Origin of the sequence: Tenacibaculum sp. HL-MS23, from assembly GCF_032463465.1 — a bacterium.
Lineage (GTDB): Bacteria > Bacteroidota > Bacteroidia > Flavobacteriales > Flavobacteriaceae > Polaribacter > Polaribacter bernardetii.
Map to the genome: position 1 here is coordinate 1,475,827 of NZ_CP135989.1, position 16,981 is coordinate 1,492,807.

Annotated in this window: 19 protein-coding genes; 8 read left to right on the plus strand and 11 right to left on the minus strand. The window is 30.8% G+C overall.

Annotation, left to right across the window (positions count from 1 at the left end):
- Nucleotides 1–35 precede the first annotated feature (35 nt).
- Together pckA and RRF68_RS06845 are read right to left on the minus strand one after the other, a co-directional pair.
- The gene (pckA, locus tag RRF68_RS06840) at nt 36–1,646 is read right to left on the minus strand and encodes a phosphoenolpyruvate carboxykinase (ATP) (protein WP_275316562.1); all 1,611 of its coding nucleotides are present in this window, start codon (nt 1,644–1,646) and stop codon (nt 36–38) included.
- Between the two features lie 94 nt (nt 1,647–1,740).
- Entirely contained in the window at nt 1,741–2,115 is a 375-nt protein-coding gene (locus RRF68_RS06845; protein ID WP_315943885.1) for a DUF423 domain-containing protein, read from the minus strand.
- Between the two features lie 81 nt (nt 2,116–2,196).
- Here RRF68_RS06845 and RRF68_RS06850 point away from each other — a divergent pair, with 81 nt between their 5' ends.
- From RRF68_RS06850 to RRF68_RS06860, 3 genes are all read left to right on the plus strand, one after another.
- The gene (locus RRF68_RS06850) at nt 2,197–3,567 is read left to right on the plus strand and encodes a saccharopine dehydrogenase family protein (RefSeq protein ID WP_315943886.1); all 1,371 of its coding nucleotides are present in this window, start codon (nt 2,197–2,199) and stop codon (nt 3,565–3,567) included.
- Between the two features lie 107 nt (nt 3,568–3,674).
- The gene (locus RRF68_RS06855) at nt 3,675–4,790 is read left to right on the plus strand and encodes a DUF748 domain-containing protein (RefSeq protein WP_315943887.1); all 1,116 of its coding nucleotides are present in this window, start codon (nt 3,675–3,677) and stop codon (nt 4,788–4,790) included.
- 237 nt (nt 4,791–5,027) lie between these two features.
- Complete coding sequence (locus RRF68_RS06860) at nt 5,028–5,879, plus strand: alpha/beta fold hydrolase (RefSeq protein ID WP_218771392.1); 852 nt, start codon at nt 5,028–5,030, stop codon at nt 5,877–5,879.
- 9 nt (nt 5,880–5,888) lie between these two features.
- On the opposite strand, the gene RRF68_RS06865 is transcribed toward RRF68_RS06860, so the two are convergent.
- The 4 genes from RRF68_RS06865 to RRF68_RS06880 all read right to left on the minus strand — a co-directional run bounded on the left by RRF68_RS06865 (nt 5,889) and on the right by RRF68_RS06880 (nt 7,976).
- A complete protein-coding gene (locus RRF68_RS06865; RefSeq protein WP_315943888.1) occupies nt 5,889–6,608 on the minus strand; it encodes a tRNA1(Val) (adenine(37)-N6)-methyltransferase in 720 nt (239 codons plus the stop codon).
- The gene (locus RRF68_RS06870; protein WP_255555814.1) at nt 6,609–6,740 is read right to left on the minus strand and encodes a hypothetical protein; all 132 of its coding nucleotides are present in this window, start codon (nt 6,738–6,740) and stop codon (nt 6,609–6,611) included. It lies immediately after the preceding gene.
- 68 nt (nt 6,741–6,808) lie between these two features.
- Complete coding sequence (mnmD, locus tag RRF68_RS06875) at nt 6,809–7,468, minus strand: tRNA (5-methylaminomethyl-2-thiouridine)(34)-methyltransferase MnmD (protein WP_315945368.1); 660 nt, start codon at nt 7,466–7,468, stop codon at nt 6,809–6,811.
- Nucleotides 7,469–7,478: 10 nt separating this feature from the next.
- A complete protein-coding gene (locus RRF68_RS06880) occupies nt 7,479–7,976 on the minus strand; it encodes a DUF4920 domain-containing protein (protein WP_315943889.1) in 498 nt (165 codons plus the stop codon).
- A gap of 119 nt (nt 7,977–8,095) precedes the next feature.
- On the opposite strand from RRF68_RS06880, the gene RRF68_RS06885 reads away from it, so the two are divergent.
- Entirely contained in the window at nt 8,096–9,145 is a 1,050-nt protein-coding gene (locus RRF68_RS06885; RefSeq protein ID WP_315943890.1) for a branched-chain amino acid aminotransferase, read from the plus strand.
- A 56-nt stretch (nt 9,146–9,201) separates the two neighbouring features.
- Entirely contained in the window at nt 9,202–10,236 is a 1,035-nt protein-coding gene (locus tag RRF68_RS06890; RefSeq protein ID WP_315943891.1) for a TlpA disulfide reductase family protein, read from the plus strand.
- 57 nt (nt 10,237–10,293) lie between these two features.
- Here the strand turns inward: RRF68_RS06890 and RRF68_RS06895 are convergent, their stop codons facing one another.
- Nucleotides 10,294–10,677: a nucleoside triphosphate pyrophosphohydrolase family protein gene (locus RRF68_RS06895; RefSeq protein ID WP_315943892.1), complete on the minus strand. Its 384-nt coding sequence runs from the start codon at nt 10,675–10,677 to the stop codon at nt 10,294–10,296.
- A gap of 103 nt (nt 10,678–10,780) precedes the next feature.
- On the opposite strand from RRF68_RS06895, the gene RRF68_RS06900 reads away from it, so the two are divergent.
- Nucleotides 10,781–10,996, plus strand: coding sequence for a hypothetical protein (locus RRF68_RS06900; RefSeq protein ID WP_255554355.1), 216 nt, complete (start codon nt 10,781–10,783; stop codon nt 10,994–10,996).
- On the opposite strand, the gene RRF68_RS06905 is transcribed toward RRF68_RS06900, so the two are convergent.
- The 4 genes from RRF68_RS06905 to RRF68_RS06920 form a co-directional block, all read right to left on the minus strand.
- On the minus strand, nt 10,993–11,655 hold the full coding sequence (locus tag RRF68_RS06905; protein ID WP_315945369.1) for an ion channel: 663 nt from the start codon (nt 11,653–11,655) through the stop codon (nt 10,993–10,995). The genes RRF68_RS06900 and RRF68_RS06905 overlap by 4 nt on opposite strands.
- A gap of 85 nt (nt 11,656–11,740) precedes the next feature.
- Nucleotides 11,741–11,911, minus strand: coding sequence for a hypothetical protein (locus RRF68_RS06910; protein ID WP_315943893.1), 171 nt, complete (start codon nt 11,909–11,911; stop codon nt 11,741–11,743).
- 83 nt (nt 11,912–11,994) lie between these two features.
- On the minus strand, nt 11,995–14,037 hold the full coding sequence (locus RRF68_RS06915; protein WP_315943894.1) for a dipeptidyl-peptidase 3 family protein: 2,043 nt from the start codon (nt 14,035–14,037) through the stop codon (nt 11,995–11,997).
- 45 nt (nt 14,038–14,082) lie between these two features.
- Nucleotides 14,083–14,643 carry a DNA-3-methyladenine glycosylase I gene (locus RRF68_RS06920; RefSeq protein ID WP_218771400.1) on the minus strand — a complete coding sequence of 187 codons (561 nt, stop codon included), beginning with the start codon at nt 14,641–14,643 and terminating at the stop codon, nt 14,083–14,085.
- A 99-nt stretch (nt 14,644–14,742) separates the two neighbouring features.
- On the opposite strand from RRF68_RS06920, the gene RRF68_RS06925 reads away from it, so the two are divergent.
- Both RRF68_RS06925 and sppA read left to right on the plus strand, forming a co-directional pair.
- Entirely contained in the window at nt 14,743–15,150 is a 408-nt protein-coding gene (locus tag RRF68_RS06925) for a DUF6146 family protein (RefSeq protein WP_275316577.1), read from the plus strand.
- 53 nt (nt 15,151–15,203) lie between these two features.
- Complete coding sequence (gene sppA / locus RRF68_RS06930) at nt 15,204–16,949, plus strand: signal peptide peptidase SppA (protein ID WP_315943895.1); 1,746 nt, start codon at nt 15,204–15,206, stop codon at nt 16,947–16,949.
- Nucleotides 16,950–16,981 lie beyond the last annotated feature (32 nt).

The following is a 16,981-nucleotide window of genomic DNA, read 5'->3' on the forward strand; positions in this document are numbered from 1 at the left end:
ATAAAAAAAGCATCCTTTCGGATGCTTTTAATTATTTATTTTTTAACATTTGGTGGTCCTCCTGCTAAAATTTCAGCGTTTGCATTTTCTTCAAACTTCTTAAAGTTTTCTCTAAATGAATCTGCTAATTTGTGTGCTGTTTTATAATACTCTTCATCATTATCCCAAGCTTTTCTTTGGCTTAACATTTCAGAAGGCACTCCTGGACATTGTCTTGGTTGTGCTAAACCAAATACTGAATGTGTGTGGTAATTTTCTTCGTTTACATCTCCTAAAGCTCCGCTTAATGCTGCATTAATCATAGCACGCGTGTACTTTAATTTCATTCTGTGACCAATACCGTAAGGACCTGCTGTCCATCCAGTATTTACCAACCAAACATTTACATCTGACTCCTTCATTTTTTCGCTTAACATTTCTGCATAACGAGTTGGGTGTAACGGCATAAATGGTGCGCCGAAACAAGCTGAAAAACTTGGTAATGGCTCTGTAACACCTGCTTCTGTACCTGCAACTTTAGCTGTATAACCAGAAATAAAGTGATATGCTGCTTGACCTGGTGTTAACCTAGATATTGGAGGCAATACTCCGAAAGCATCTGCAGTTAAGAAAAATATATTTTTAGGATTTTTTCCTGTTGATGGCGTTTGAATATTTTCGATATGATGTATCGGATAACTTACACGTGTATTTTGTGTAATTGACGTGTCATGAAAATCTACATTTCCTTCAGCATCCATTACAACGTTTTCTAGGATTGCTCCTCTTTTAATCGCTGCGTGAATTTCTGGCTCTTTATCTTTAGATAAGTCGATTACTTTTGCGTAACAACCACCTTCAAAATTAAAAACAGTGTTTTCAGAAGTCCAACCATGTTCGTCATCACCAATCAAACTACGTTTTGGATCTGTAGATAAAGTTGTTTTCCCTGTACCTGACAATCCAAAGAAAATAGCTGTATCACCTTTTTCACCAACGTTTGCAGAGCAGTGCATTGGTAACGTATTTTTAAATACCGGTAAGATAAAGTTTAATGCAGAAAAAATTCCTTTTTTAATTTCACCAGTATAACCGGTTCCACCTATTAAAGCAACCTTTCTTTCGAAGTTTAAAATAGCAAAATTGTGTTGACGAGTTCCATCAACTGCTGGATCTGCCATAAAACCTGGTGCATTAATTACAGTCCACTCAGGAGAAAAATCTTTTAATTCTTCCTCAGTTGGACGTAAAAACATGTTGTGAGCAAACATGTTACTCCAAGGATATTCGTTTACAACTCTAATATTTAGCTTATAATCCTCATCTGCACATGCATAGCTATCACGCACAAAAACCTCTTTATTAGAAAGGTAGTTCGTTACTTTATCGTAAAGTTTATCGAATTTTGCAGAATCGAAAGGTATGTTTATATCTCCCCACCAAATTTCATCTTTTGTAATATCGTCTTTAACGATAAAACGATCCATTGGTGAACGACCTGTAAACTCTCCTGTTTTAACTGCTAATGCACCAAAACTAGTATTTACACCTTGTTCTTTTTTTATAGTAGTATCTTGTAATTCGTCTGAAGTTAATTGATAACGAATCGTAGCGTCCTTAATACCTAAGTTATCTAATGATATCGTTTTCTTATCAATATTTGTCATCTTAAATTAATTTAGTTGTGTTTAATTTCTCACAAAAATAGAACTTTTTGATTAAAATCATTCCTCATTGAAAAGTTTTATCAACTATTATTGATTAATAACTTTTTTTTAAGAAATGAAAAACCATCAAAGACCAACCTATAATTAGCATAACTCCTCCTAACGGAGTTACAAACCAAATTGATTTTGCAGGCACCTCTAACAAGTGTATTGCGTAAATTGAGCCTGAAAAAAGCAATATTCCACCAATTACAAATAAACTAATAGCGTTTTTCTGTTTTAATGTAAACTCCTTAAACGTATTTATAAACAGTAATAATAAAACATGAATAAACTGATATCTTACTGCTGTTTCAAAGCTTTGCATTGCTTCTTCGCTTAATGTTGCTTTTAATGCGTGCGCACCAAAAGCTCCTAAAATTACTGCGATGCCTCCTAACACCGATGCTATTGTTAAATTTTTATACATTTATGTTCTTTTTGTTTAAAATTAAACTTTTTTAGCGATATTGTGCTTTTAAATTTTTAAGACAACAAAAGTACATTATAAATGAGAAAAATATTAATTATTGGCGCTGGTAGATCTTGTTCATCTCTTATAAAATATTTATTAGATAAATCTGCACAAGAAAACCTACATATAACTATTGGTGATGTTTCTATAGAAAATGCTAAAAACCAAATTAACAACCATAAAAATGCAACGGCTGTTGTATTAGATGTTTTTAATGCAGCACAACGTGTTGATGCTATTAAAAATGCCGACATCGTTATCTCGATGCTTCCTGCTCGTTTTCATATCGAAGTAGCAAAAGATTGTGTTACTCACAACAAACATATGGTTACAGCTTCGTATGTTTCTGATGAAATGAAAGCTTTAGATACTGAAGTTAAAGAAAAGGGATTAGTGTTTATGAATGAGATCGGTTTAGATCCAGGGATTGATCATATGAGCGCAATGCAAATAATTGATAAAATACATGATGAAGGTGCAAAAATGCTACTTTTCGAATCTTTTACTGGTGGATTAGTTGCCCCTGAAAGTGACACTAATTTATGGAACTATAAATTTACATGGAACCCAAGAAATGTTGTATTAGCAGGGCAAGGAGGTGCCGCAATGTTTATTCAAGAAAACACCTATAAATACATACCATATCACAAACTTTTTAGAAGAACCGAATTTTTAAACATTGATGGTTACGGGAAATTTGAAGGCTATGCAAACCGAGATTCTTTAAAATATAGAAGTATTTATAATTTAGAAAACGTACCAACAATGTATAGAGGTACGATTAGAAAAGTTGGTTTTTCTAGAGCTTGGAATGTATTTGTTCAGCTAGGTATGACAGATGATTCTTACACTATTGAAGACTCTAAGAACTTAAGCTATCGCGATTTTACTAATTTATTTTTAGCCTATTCTCCTACGGATTCTGTTGAATTAAAATTCCGTTCTTATCTAAAAATAGATCAAGATGATGTCATGTGGGATAAATTTTTAGAGTTAGATATTTTTAATGCTGATAAAAAAGTAAGTCTTTCAAACGCAACTCCTGCCCAGATATTACAGGAAATATTATCAGAAAAATGGACGCTTGAAGCTGCCGATAAAGATATGATTGTAATGCACCATAAATTTGGTTATGAACTTAACAATGAAAGATATCAAATAGAAAGTAGTATGGTTATTAAAGGTGATGATCAAACTTATACAGCAATGGCAAAGACTGTTGGTTTACCTGTTGCAATGGCTACTTTACGTATTTTAAATGGTGACATTACAACTCCTGGGGTTCAGTTACCTATTACAAAAGAAGTATATGCGCCTATTTTAAAGGAACTAGAGGACTACGGAATTACTTTTGTAGAGAAAAAAGTGCCCTATCTAGGCTACAACCCAGAAACTATAAAGGGATAAATTAAACTTGATACTGTATTTATTTTCTAATAACTTAGCTAACTATTACTAATGATATGGCGAATTAAAATTCGCCATATCATTAAAGCCCTTAATATTATTTGAAAATGAAAAACAAAGTAAAAAAACCAATTCATAAAAGAAAACGTTACATAATTCCTGCAACCTTAATTGTATTATTGATAAGTTTTAGACTCTATTTACCAACATTAGTTAAAAACTATGTCAATGAAAATTTAGCAGAAATACCTGGTTTTTACGGTCAGGTTAAAGAAATCGATATTTCTTTATATCGCGGCGCTTATGTTATTCATGGATTGTATTTAAATAAAGTAAACGCCAAAACACAAGTACCTTTTTTAAAATTCCTAAAAACTGATATTTCTGTAGAGTGGAAATCTTTATTTGAAGGAGAAATTGTAGCAGAAATAATAATGGATAATGCAGAAATTATCTATGTATTCGAAGATCAAGAAACAACTCCTGAAGAAGGAATAGCAGACGTAGATGATTGGACTAAAGTTTTAACAGATTTAGTTCCTTTAAAAATAAATCGTTTTGAAATGCACAACGGAAAGTTTGCCTTTGTACAATTATCCGCAGACCCAAACATTGATTTATCAATTAGTAAAGTTGAACTTACAGCTAAAAATCTACGCAATGTTGCCGAGAAAGGAAGAACGTTACCATCGACCATAAATATTACAGGAGTTTCATTTGGTGGCGGAGATCTAAAACTCGATGGAAAAATGAATATTATAAAAGAGATACCAGATATGGATATCGCTTTTTCTCTTAAAAATGCAGATGCTAAAGCATTAAATGATTTTACAATTTTTTATGCCGGCATAGACTTTGAAAGTGGTAAAGCAGAACTATATAGTGAAATAGCAATCGCAGACGGATATTTAAAAGGGTACATGAAGCCACTTCTTACAAATAGCAAGTTTATAGGCAAAGAAGATGGTTTTTTAGAAACACTATGGGAAGGTTTTGTTGTCTTTTTTAAAACCATATTAAAAAACCACAGCACAGATACAATTGCTACAGAAATTCCGATTGAAGGTGACTTAAATAATGTTAAAGCCGGAATTTTCCCCACTATTGGAGGTATCTTCAAGAATGCTTGGATTAACGCCTTTAAAGGAGAAACTGATGGCTCTATAGAATTTAAAGACGCTTTTAAAGAAGATAAAGAGCCTTCTTCAAAAGAAAAAAAATGAAAATGAAAAATAATCTTTATAAGCTACACTTTACAGAAAGTAATTAAGGATTACTCCACTAAGAATTAGAAAAAAGACATCAATATATAAATGTCTTTTCATTTAACATCAAAAAATTAAGTAATAAATATAACTTGATTTTTAAATATATTAAAGTTAGTTTTGCACCCCTTATTTTCATTAATTAAAACAATATCAAACCCTTAACACCATTTAATTAAATTTTTAAAATCAATAATGAAAAAATCAACACTTTTCTTAATCACTATTTTTGTTTTAATTTTTCAACCTAAAACAACAACTGCACAAAACAATTTTAAAACTCCTTATGGTAACAATAAAGAAGTTGGTAAATATGTTAAAATAAATGGCGCTAAAATTTATTATGAACAATACGGAAAAGGAGAACCGTTATTAATAATACATAGTTGTGGTACCGATATTAAAGCGATGGAATATCAAATTGATTATTTTAAAGACAAATACAGAGTAATTGCTGCTGATAGTAGAGGACAAGGAAAATCAGAATTAAAAACAAAGACTTTAACATATCTTAAAATGGCAAAAGATTTAGAAGGTCTTGCCAAGCATTTAAACTTAACTTCTATAAACATTCTTGGTTGGAGTGATGGTGGAATTATTGGTTTAAAAATGGGGATTAGAAATAAAGTGAAAATTAACAAAATTGTTACTATGGGGCCGAATTTAAGATTCGATAAAACTGCCGTTAACGACTGGGCTATTCAGCAAGTTAAAGACATGCATGCTGAAACCTTAAAAATGATAAAAAAGGGCGACACTTCTAAAAACTGGAAAAAAGAATTACTATTAGATGAATTACTTTTAAATCAACCTGATATTAGTCACGCTGATTTACAAAAAATAACGGCACCTGTATTGATAACAATCGGTGATAGAGATATTATTAAAAATCAACACGCTGTTGAGATTTTTAATAATATTAAAAAATCTCAATTATGTATTGTTCCAGGTGCAAACCATGGAATACCTCGTAATAGTGCAAAAAATTTTAATGAAATAGCTGAGAAATTTCTAACAAACGATTTTGATTACAGCGATAAAAACTAATTGTAAAAATTACATTTTTAAATAAAAATCTTTGGTAAGATTCATATAGGCATCAGTATACTGGTGCCTTTCTTTTTCTATAACTAAATTTTCTTTTATTATCTCTTTTTGCTCAAAAGAGAAAGACAGTAAACTTCTTTTTACTTCGGTATTTTCGTTACCTTTTACATGGCAAACTTTACTTAAAAACAAGCTGCAAGTATTCGCAAGTTTCACAAAATTCTCTTCTTCTTTAAAAGGGATCACAACAGAAAAAACACCTTGCTTAGATAAAATTTTAGAAACCCCAATTAGCAATTCTTCAAAAGTTAGAGATGAAGTAAAGCGGGCTTTATTACGAGCTTCGTTTTCAGTCTCAAAATCATCCGTATAAAACGGCGGATTAGAAACAATAACATCATACTGCTCTTCTTCTTCTTCCATTTCTTCTACAAAATGATTGAAAGAGGCGTTATAACAAAACAAACGATCTCCCCAATCTGATTGCTCAAAATTCCCTACTGTTTGCTCATAAGCATTTTCATCGATTTCAACCGCATCAATAGTCATTGCATCACTTCGTTGTGCTAACATTAACGCAATAACACCAGTGCCTGATCCGATATCTAAAATAGCATCTGGATATTCTCCTAAAGAACACCAAGCACCTAGTAAAACGGCATCTGTACCAATTTTCATGGCTGTTTTATCTTGATTTACTGTAAATTCTTTAAATTTAAATGGTTTCATTTAGAAAAATCTTCCGATTATTTTATCTGCATTAAAAAACAAGTACAACACAACAACTAAAACTAGCATTAAGTACAATCCTTTTTTGGGTTTTGTTTCTCTATTCTTACCAAACCGTCTTTTAAATTTCATTTTTATTATATTTTATGATGAATAAAAGTTTTATCAATCTACTCTACTCTTAAAATGAGAAAACCTAATTACACAGTAGGTTTTGTTGCTCGCAACATTTCTCTTTTTCCAGGAGGCCCAGGCAAACGCTCCACAGTAAACCCTACCGCTTGCATTGCTCTACGCACACTTCCTTTTGCTGAATAAGTAACTAAAATTCCGTTTTCTTTTAAAGCTTCAAACATACGTTTAAAGATATCTTCTGTCCACAAATCTGGTTGATGTTCTGCTCCGAATGCATCAAAATATACTAAATCAAAAGCTTCTTCATATTCTATATCTTTAAAAAACTGCTGACGCTTTGTTAAATAAAAGTCTTTCGTAATTTCATGTTTATCTTCCCAAGATAACGAATGCATTTTATCGAAAAATCCTTGTTTACTTGTTGCCTTTAACTCAGCAACATAATTTAGCTTTGCAACTTCTTCACTTACTACTGGGTAGGCTTCTACACCAACGTAATTAACTGTTTTATCACTTTCTAAAAAAGTGATAAAACAGTTTAAACCTGTTCCAAAACCTATTTCTAAAATAGAAATTTCTGATTTATTTTGCAGCGCCAATCCGCTTTTTATAAAAACATGATACGCTTCTTGTATTGCACCATGTTTAGAATGATAATGTTCGTTCCAGTCTGGTAAATGGATCGTTGTAGAACCATCAGACGTAATTATAATTTCTCGTTTAATAATAAAATATTTATTTCATTAATACTCCGTGCGCTAAAAAAGCATATTCTTTTTTAGGTGTTGTTATTTTTTCTATTTCTTCTTTTGTCTTACCTGCATCTTCTGCATAATGACGTAATTCTTCAACAGGTGTTTCTTTTACGAACGCTTTTCCTTCAACAATAACCTCACTTCCTTGGCTATCTAAAGGCATAAAAAAACCATAATCTTTAAATTTTACCATTGTTTTTTTATCCGCCGCAGGCAAAACCATCCAACATCCTTTTTTTGTACACACCTCATCTATATTAGAAGCAAACTTTACATTTATAGTGTCTCCTATTTTTAAAGCATCAAACTTTGCAGACATTTGTGCTTCTGAAAGCGTATTGGCACTTTCTATTTTTTCACCAAACGATGCATATCCAGTTTTAACGGTTTCATTTTCTTTTACTCCTTGTTTCTTTTCTGCTTTACAAGCTATTAATAAGAAACTTAAAAACAGGCAATAAGTTAGTATTCTTTTCATTATCAAAAGATTAAAATTAATTTATAGCAAATATAATTATAATTAGTGAAGTGGTTACTTTTAACAAATCTTTATGTTCTTGTTTTAGTATCTTTGCAGCACTGCAAAAACAGGTTTTTATGAACATAGATATTCAGCAAATAGCACAAACAAAAATAGCTTCAGTAGATTTTAACAACTTAACTTTTGGTCGCACATTTTCAGACCATATGTTTGTTTGTGATTTTTCTGATGGAGAATGGAAAAACCCTACAATAAAGCCTTATGGCCCAATGTTGTTTGAACCATCGGCTAGAGTATTTCATTATGGACAAGCTGTTTTTGAAGGTATGAAAGCTTTTAAGGATGATAATGACGATGTTTTTTTGTTTAGACCTGAAGATAATTTTGATAGAATAAATGCTTCTGCAAATCGTTTAGCAATGCCATCTGTACCTAAAGAGGTGTTTTTAGAAGGATTAAACGCTCTTTTAAAGTTAGATAAAGAATGGATAAAAAAAGGATTAGGTAACTCTCTTTATATACGTCCATTTATAATTGCTACCGAAGGTGCTATCGCAGCTTCACCTGCCGACGAATATAAATTTATAATTATATGTTCGCCTGCTCAATCATACTATGCTGGTGAGGTTAGAGTATTATTTGCTGAAGAATATAGCCGTTCTGCAAACGGTGGTGTTGGTTTCGCTAAAGCTGCAGGTAACTATGCTGCACAGTTTTACCCTACACAATTGGCAAATAAAGAAGGTTTTCAACAAATAATTTGGACAGATGCTGATACACACGAGTATTTAGAGGAAGCTGGTACCATGAATATCTTTTTTAGAGTTGGTGATACGTTAATTACAACACCTACTAATGATCGTATTTTAGACGGAATTACTCGTAAATCTATCATACAACTAGCAGAAGACAATAATATTAAAGTAGAAGTTCGTAGAGTATCTGTAGCTGAAATTAAAGAAGCTGCTCGCTTAGGTGAATTAAAAGAAATTTTTGGTTCAGGAACTGCAGCTGTTATAAACCCTATAAAAGGATTTAAACACCAAGAAGATGTGTTTGAACTACCTACTATTAATGATTCTTATGCTACTCTTTTTAAAGAAAAGCTTGTAAACATACAATATAATAAAGCCGAAGACAAACACAATTGGAGAGTTAAAATTTAAGGTTCATCAAAAAAAAACTATCTTAGTAATTCAAAATCAGATTTTTAAAAAATTATATGGGAGGAATTAAAAATATTATACCAGCTTTATTATCTATTATTGTAGGTTTTGTTTTGTCTTTTTTTCTTTTAAATACTTATTTCAATACAACTGAAAAAGTAGATAAACCAGAGACAGTTACCGAAACAATAGAAGAGCCTAAAGAAGAAGTTGTTATAGAAGAGGATGAAAATGAAGGTGAAGTAACTGAAGATGAATCAACTATAGATACTGAGAGTGAAGACGAGGCTGCTATTAATATCGAAACTGAAAATAAAGATAAAGCGCCAACAGAAATCGAAACAGAAGATGAAGTTGTAGAAACAGAAAGTGCTACAGAAGATGAAAGCACTCCTTTAGAAACTATAAACATAGATGATATTCAGAACAGTTTTGACAACTGGAATAGTTACAACAAAAGAAACATCGACTTAATGTCAACCTTTAATCCTCTTGATAATATGGGAGCTATTATGGATAAAGGAATGTTTTTAACACTGTTAAGAACAGGTGGCTATATTGCTGTTAAATCTGAAAAGGAAGGGAAGATTCAATATCAATTAACAAATATTGAAGGAGATGATCAGGAAAAAATAAAAAAATCAATTGTAAGTAAAGCTACAATTGCGCATCAGTATTTTAAAATGGAAGGTAAAAAACTTCCTAGTTATGATTTTGTTGATTTAAAAGGTAAATCTCATAACAAAGCAGATACTAAAGGAAAAATAGTTGTTTTAAAATGTTGGTTTATTACCTGTAAAGTTTGTGTTGAAGAGTTTCCTCAGCTAAACAGTTTGGTAGATAAATATAAAGACGACAATATTGAGTTTATTAGTTTAGCTTTTGATGAAAAAGATAAATTAATTGAATTCCTAAAAACAAAACCTTTTAAATATGTTACTATACCAAATCAAAAAAAGTACATGGCTAAGAAATTAAAAGTAAAACAATACCCAACACACCTTATTGTAGATGCTAACGGTGTTATTATTAAAATGGTTAACAATGTAAAAACCTTAACGTCAGAATTAGAACGTATTTTAGGTAAGTAACGGACTATATAATATTGCAAAAAAAAGTTCCTCATTTAAAAATGAGGAACTTTTTTGTTATTCTAAAATCTCTTTTATATTTGGTTTAAAATAATTTGGACCTTTTAAAACTTTACCATCTTCACGATAAATAGGATTACCATCTTCACCCAACTTACTCATATTACTTCGCTGAATTTCATTAAAAACTTCTTCTATTTTATCTTGCATTCCGTGTTCTATAATCGTTCCGCATAAAATATATAGCATATCTCCCAAAGCATCAGCAACCTCAACTAAATCATTGTTTTTAGCAGCTTCTAAATACTCTTCATTCTCTTCTTTCATTAACTCAAATCGCAACTGCTTTCTGTCATCAGTAATAGCAACTGTTGGTTTATTTTGAATATTTAATTTAAACGCTGAATGAAATTCATGCACTGCTTTTATTTTGTTCTTCATTTTAAATAATTTTAGTTCATTTATATTTTAATTACACTCGAATAATTAGTTTAATTTTCTCCATTATAAAATCATTCTTTAACTTTGCTAAAAATATAATTTCATGTTTAATCTTATCGCTGCAAAAATGTTTACTCCTGGCAGAATTGTTTTTGCGAGTATATTTGTTATCGCTTTTATCATTTTAATGATTTATAGCTACAAAAAAGATGCAAAAAACAATAAAAAATATTACAAAAATGCTGCTATTTATGTAGCTATAGGAATATTGAGTTTAATCGTTCTTTTATTTCTTGCTAAATTTCTGATTAAAGGTTAATCCATTTTTTGCACTTCACTTAATTTATCGTGGTTTAAAATTGTATAACCTTCCTCATCAAAATAAGAAGAAGAGGCATATTTCATGTCTATTTCTAAATTAGAGAAATTATATGAGGTTGCTTGATATACTTTTTGCCCAAAAGACTCTTCGTAATATTTAAGTAATATATATACTTGTCCATCCATTTCTTTTATTTGCTCTTTTGTGTATTTATATAGCGGACTTTCTTTGCTTATTTCATGTACCACTGTCCAAATTGTTGGTAAGTACATTATACTATCTCTTTCTAATCTTAATTCATAAAATTCTCGTTTATAATTTCCTTTTTTATTCTCTTCATTTAAAACCAAAGTAACTTTAATTTCTGGCTCAATCATTACAGTTTTTCGGTTATTCATTAATCGAAACATCAATGCTTTGTGTTCTTTAAAATCTCTTAACACTAAATTATCACTAAAACGGATAGCTGCTTTTGGTTTAGAAAATCGACCATATAATAGTCCTGTAATAAAAGAAAAAGATAACAAACCTAACATTGCCTCGAAAGAAGCTACCATGTTAGATGCTACTCCATGCGGAGCAATACCACCATAACCAACAGTTGTTAATGTTTGTGCGCTAAAAAAGAATCCATTTAAAAAATCATATAAAAAAATTCATCTGGCTGAGTAATTTCCTCAATACCTATTAAAGTATAAACGAGACCGAAGAAAACATTTAAAAAGGTGTAACCTAAAAAAACTAAAAAAAGAATTTCCCCCAAGACATTTCAACAAAATAGGTGTATAAATCATCTATATCAACGTTTTTGTTTACATGAATCACATTAGAACTTCCGTCTTTATTAATAAGACCTCTACTGTTTTCTTGGGAATTATAACCCAACCCTGGATCTTTAATTTTTCTTGCCATCACATTATTTTACTTTGTAAAAATACAAAAACCGACTCTTTATTAAAGAATCGGTTTTTGTAAGAATGAATTAAACTATTTACCTAGTTTTTTACTGATAAAAAATTATAGTTTTTAGCATAAAAATTCATTTGCTCTTCAAATGTTGTAGGCTGCGTAACTTTTACATTTGTAATATTACCATCTACATCTACTTCTGTTATTAAAACCGGATTTACAAATCCGCTATAAGGAGCTGATGTAAATTTTTCATTACGATCTAAAACTTCTTTATGAATTGCCTGATCTACTTTAACACCGTAACCTTCCACTAATGCTTTAGCTGCTTCAAAATCTCCTTCAGATTTAATTCTTTGTGCTTCTTTTAATAAACGACCAAAAATTTCACGAAGTTTCATATAATCATTTACAACAAAGTATATTTTACCGTCTTTAGTAACCTTTTCAATTACATTATCTTTCTTTCCTTGCTCAAAAGACCAAGCTGAAACCCATTGACGATTTACCATATGATCTTCCTCAATATCATCACCTAAATTAATACGAATTAATTGAGTCATTAACCCATTTCTAATATACCCGTCATAAGCTGCTTTACCTACTTTTTCCCAATCGCTTACCAAACCTAATTCTTGTAATTTAGGATCCATTAAGTAATATAAACCAACTAAATCAGCTCTACCCTCTTCCATGGTAGAAGCATAGTTTTTTAATGTTTCTTTTGGTTGTCCTATTCCTTCATTTATCTGTCCAGAAGCATGACCTATTACCTCATGTAAAGCAGTATGTAATTTATCAGCTAACTTACCATATTTAAGCTCTAAAGCTATTTCTTCTTCATCGTGAGCAAATTCTTTTAAACGTCCAGATCCACCTGCACTATTGTAAGCTCCAATAATATTTCCTAATGAAACTGATTTAGAACCGTGCTCTTGGCGAATCCAATTATTGTTTGGTAAATTAACTCCAATTGGTGTACTTGGCGATGCATCACCAGCTTCACCTGCAACATTTACTGTTTTATAAGAAACTCCTACTACGTTTTTCTTTTTATGATTTTCATCTAACGGAGAATTATCTTCAAACCATTGCGCATTGTCAGATAAAACTTTCATCTTTTTAGACATGTCAAAATCTTTAATTTGCACAACTGTTTCGTAAGAACCCCTATATCCTTTAGGATCATTATACACTTCTATAAAACCGTTTATCCAATCAATATTTCCTTCTGTTGACGTAGCCCAAGAAATACAATATTTATCCCAAACATCTAAACTTCCAGTTTTGTAGTATTCTATTAACAACCCTAAAGTTTCTGCTTGCTTTTCGTTTTCTGCAACACCTTGAGCCTTCTCTAACCAATACACAATTTTATCGATCGCAACTCCATACATTCCACCCGATTTCCATACTTTTTCTACTAATTTTCCGTTTTCACGAACTAATTTAGAGTTTAATCCAGCTTCTATCGGTTGCCCTTTTGGTCCTTTATATGCTGTTTTATAAAAAGTTTCAACATCTTTACTTGTAATATCTGGTCCGTAAAAATTAATTGCTGACGCTAACACATTATCAACTCCTGCCTTTTTATTTACTTTTTTAGCATCTTTTTCATTAAAAATAACTTCTAATGCTTCTGCAGATAAAGTAACATTCACTTCTTTTAATAAACCAACTAAATAATCTTTAGAAAAAGTAGGCTTAATTTTATCGTTAGAATAATGGTGATGAATTCCGTTTGAAAACCAAACACGCTTTAAATAAGTGGTAAATTTTTTAAAGTCTTCCGAGCTTTTATCTCCTTTATAATTAGTGTTTACGTTTTCTAAAGCAGTTCTAATCTCTAAGTTATGACGGTAGTTTTGATCCCACATAATATCACGACCCGATAAACCAGCTTGCGTTAAATAGTACACTAACTTTTTTTCTTTTAAGGTTAATTCCTCAAACCCCGGAATTTGATATCTTAAAACTTTTATATCCGCAAATTGCTCAACCTCATGGTTAAACTTCGCTTCCGTTTTTACCTCTTCTTTTGTTTCTTTAGCTTCTTTTTTATTTTCCACTCCACAAGAAACCAATAAGCTAACTGCAGCTGCAGTATAAAGCATTTTTCTTAATTTCATTTTTATAGTTTTAAATTGATTTTTCAGTTGATAAATGTACAAATTTTAAATTTCGTTATGTCTAAAACAATCGGTTGTATGATCGTTCACCATACCTGTAGCTTGCATATAAGCATACATAACTGTAGAGCCTACAAACTTGAATCCGCGTTTTTTTAAATCTTTTGATATTTTATCTGACAATGCTGATGTTGCAGGTACATCTTCTCGCTTATCGAAAGTATTTTTAATTGGCTTGCCATCAACAAATCCCCAAATATATTTCGAGAAAGAACCAAATTCTTTTTGGACTTCCATAAAAAGCTTCGCATTAGAAATTGCCGATTTAATTTTTAATTTATTTCTTATAATTCCAACATTTTGCAACAATTCGTTATACTTATCTTCATTATAAACTGCAATTTTTTTATAATCAAAATCATCAAATGCTAATCTAAAATTTTCTCTTTTCTTTAAAATGGTAATCCAACTTAAACCTGCCTGAAAAGTTTCTAAAATCAAAAACTCAAATAAGGCTTTATCATCGTAAACGGTAACGCCCCACTCTTTGTCGTGATACGCTATATATAACGGATCATCACTCACCCAAAAACATCTTTTCTTCATTTTCTTGTCTTTAAAGTTGAAAATTACTGTTAAACAAACTAAAAATCAATGAAAAACGGAATAATTTTTGCAACTTTATAGGTATCTAATTTACAGATTATGAAAACTTTAAAATATTTTTCGACAGTAATCATCTTAATAATTTCCTTTTATGCTTGTGGATCTTCATCTATAAAAAATAAAACTACCGTAAAAGAAGCACCTGTTGTTATTAAAAATGACAGCTTAGAGTATGAAATTACAATTATTGACATTGGCTTTACAACTTATTTAAATACCATTGCAAGGCCGCCAGGATTTCATTCTCAGTTTTATTTAGAAAACAAAAACCGTTTGTATGTTTCTGTATGGAATTCTAGAGTTAACAACCCTATTAATTTTAACACCAACATCTACGAGAACATCATTGACTATAACCAAAATGTTAATTACGGCTATGATGTGAACTATAAACTTTTTAATTATTTTGAGTTTGCACAACGTAAATACCGAATGACTTTACGTTAAAAAATAAATGATATTGTAAAAATGTATATTTGCCAAAAAATTAACAGCACAATATGAAGTTTTTACGAAATTTACTAGCATCAATTCTTGGTTTTTTTATAGCCATCTTTTTAATATTTGCCTTTTTTATTGCCATTGCCTCTGTTGTTGGTTCTGACGAAGAAATCGTTGTGAAATCAAACTCAGTATTAGAATTAGATTTATCTGCAATCGTAAAAGATTATGCTCCAAAAGATGACAATCCATTAGCAGAAATTTTAGAGTTAACTGACGAGAAACTAGCTTTAAATAAAATAATCAATGCTATTGAAAATGCAAAAACAGATAGCAATATTAAAGGAATCAGTATTAAAACAGCATTAGTAAACGCTGGTGTAGCACAAACGCAAGCCATCAGAAATAAAATTGAAGAATTTAAAGATAGTGGTAAATTTGTGTATGCCTACAACGATGTATATTCACAAAAAAACTATTATTTAAGTTCGGTTGCCGATAGTTTATTCTTAAATCCTGTTGGTGCTATTGATTTTAAAGGTTTATCTACCGAAGTTTTATATTATAAAGATTTTGAAGATAAATACGGAATTAAAATGGAAGTGATTCGTCACGGAAAATACAAAAGTGCGGTTGAGCCATATTTAACGAATAAGATGAGTGATGCTAACCGAGAGCAAACTACTTCTCTTTTAAAATCTATATGGTCAGAAATTACAGACGATATTAGCAAAAGTAGAAACATAACTACCCAACAATTAAATTTAATTGCTGATAATGCCAATGGTAGAAACGCAATAATGGCTAAAGACCATAAATTAATTGATGCAATTATTTATGAAGATGAATACGAAGCAAAACTAGCTTTAAATGCTGATAAAAAAATAAACACAATCTCTTTAGCTGATTATATTAAATCTGGAAAAGGACGAATTTCTTCTACCGCAAAAAACAAAATTGCTGTAATTTATGCACAAGGAGAAATAATGTATGCTGAAGGAAATGAAAATATTATTGGTCAAGGAATTATAAACAAAGCATTACGAAAAGCAAGAAAAGATAAAAATGTAAAAGCAATTGTTTTACGTGTTAATTCACCAGGAGGTAGCGCTTTAGCTTCTGAATTAATTTGGCGTGAATTAGAATTAACAAAAAAAGAAAAACCTTTAGTAGTTTCTATGGGTAACGTTGCTGCTTCTGGCGGATATTATATTGCTTGTAATGCTGATAAAATATTAGCAGAACCTACTACAATTACTGGATCTATAGGTGTTTTTGGAGCCATTCCAAATTTTAACAAATTTGCAGATAATATTGGTATTAATGCCGAGCAAGTATCTACAAACAACAACCCTAACTATAGTGTTTTTGAACCTATGGATAAAAAATTCTATGATGTTACCAAAGAAGGTGTAGAACAAATCTATACTACTTTTGTAAACCGTGTTGCAACTGGTCGTAACATGACTTTCGTACAAGTAAATGAAATTGCACAAGGAAGAGTTTGGACAGGTAAAGAAGCGCTTGAAAATGGTTTAGTTGACAAATTAGGGAACCTAAATGACGCGATTAAAATTGCAGCTGAATTAGCAAAAGTAGAAACATATAAAGTTCGTAATTATCCTAATTACAAAAAAGATTTAAAAGAAGCTTTTAGCTTTTCTCCTTTTGCTAAAGTATCTAAAGAGGAAATTTTAAAAGAAACATTAGGTGACGAAAATTACCAACTATACAACAACGTCAATCAGATGAAAAAGTTAAAAGGAATTCAAGCAAGAATGCCTTATATACTTCAAATAAAATAAGCTTAATAAAAAAAGCCTTGACATTGTCAAGG